The organism is Arthrobacter sp. CAN_A1 (assembly GCF_015751665.1).
Lineage (GTDB): Bacteria > Actinomycetota > Actinomycetes > Actinomycetales > Micrococcaceae > Arthrobacter_D.
Window position 1 is genome coordinate 1 of record NZ_JADOUR010000043.1, and the last position, 1152, is coordinate 1152.

1 pseudogene is annotated in these 1152 nt (G+C 53.8%); it reads right to left on the reverse strand.

Annotation, left to right across the window (positions count from 1 at the left end):
- Positions 1-656: 656 nt before the first annotated feature.
- Positions 657-1152 (reverse strand): annotated as a pseudogene (locus IWX62_RS16150) (hypothetical protein); the annotation flags it as partial.

Consider the following 1152-nt stretch of genomic DNA (forward strand, 5'->3'; position numbering starts at 1 on the left):
AAAGTGCGTCAACAACACTATTTTCCCAGCTCAGAAGCACCTTTCGTCGCTTAAACACACCTTGCAGGCCCCACCATCACGAAAACCCCGGGCTAAAGTTGCTACATACCCGACTGGTCCACGACAACTATCTAGACCGCAAAGCCGGTTGTAAGGGCCTCTCCCACACCGCTTGAAAGGTAAATGAAGTAGATCATCTGAAGGGCCGTGGATCAATGGGCCAATGAAAACCGACCCGAGAAAGTGGCTGGTCATTGAACGAAATCTGTTGCACTGGGAGATCCTCAAACGACACGTCAAACCGCCAAACCGAGTTGTGAAAAAGCCGCCATTCTGAGCTAACAGTCACACCACCAACACGGACAGCTTTTGAAGCCACGCCGCGAGACGCCTCGTATCTCTAGGGTTGCAAGACAAATGTTATTGCAGATACCGGACTTTATCGTGCATCTCATTTCCCGCCAGGCAGATTACGCCTCGTACTGTCCTCTACTCACACGGCGAGTCGCTTAAGGCGGTGCGCCCGGAACGCGGGTGCTTTCATTGCCTTCCCACGACGTTGTACACCTCCTCGGGTGGGACAGGTATGTAGAGGTGAAGGAATGATGAAGGCAGCAATCCGGTTTCCACTCATCGCTGAAGCGAACCTGATGAAGCTAAACCGCAACGGCAGGCTTTGGTTTAGCTCTCTCGAGCCAGTCGTAGGCCTTGTCCGGGTCAGGTGCATCGATGGCTGGCAGGAAGCGGCGAAGCTCTAGGAACAGGCTGATGGCCATGCTCACTGCTTCGTGAATTCGCACCTCATCTTCCTCAATTACGAGCTCTTGCCATCCCTCTCCCTTGTTCCTGAACATCGAGTCGATAAGAGCTCCTGGAGCTGCGTGCACCTGCTCCGACCACGGCGAATAGAGCAGTTCGTACTGGGAATTTCGAAGTGGGCTGTCGGAGGCTTCGCATAGTTCCTTCATATTTTTCCGGCACCAACTCGAGACAAACTTCAAGGACCCGTCTTTGGTTTTTGCCTTGAACTCATCGAAAGTCGGACCTTGCCTAAAGGCTGTCAGCGGCCATGAAAAACTGCCCATAGGCGGCCACGGAACTGCCCACTGATGGCCAGTAAAACTGCCCGCCGGTGGCCATGGGATCTGCCCA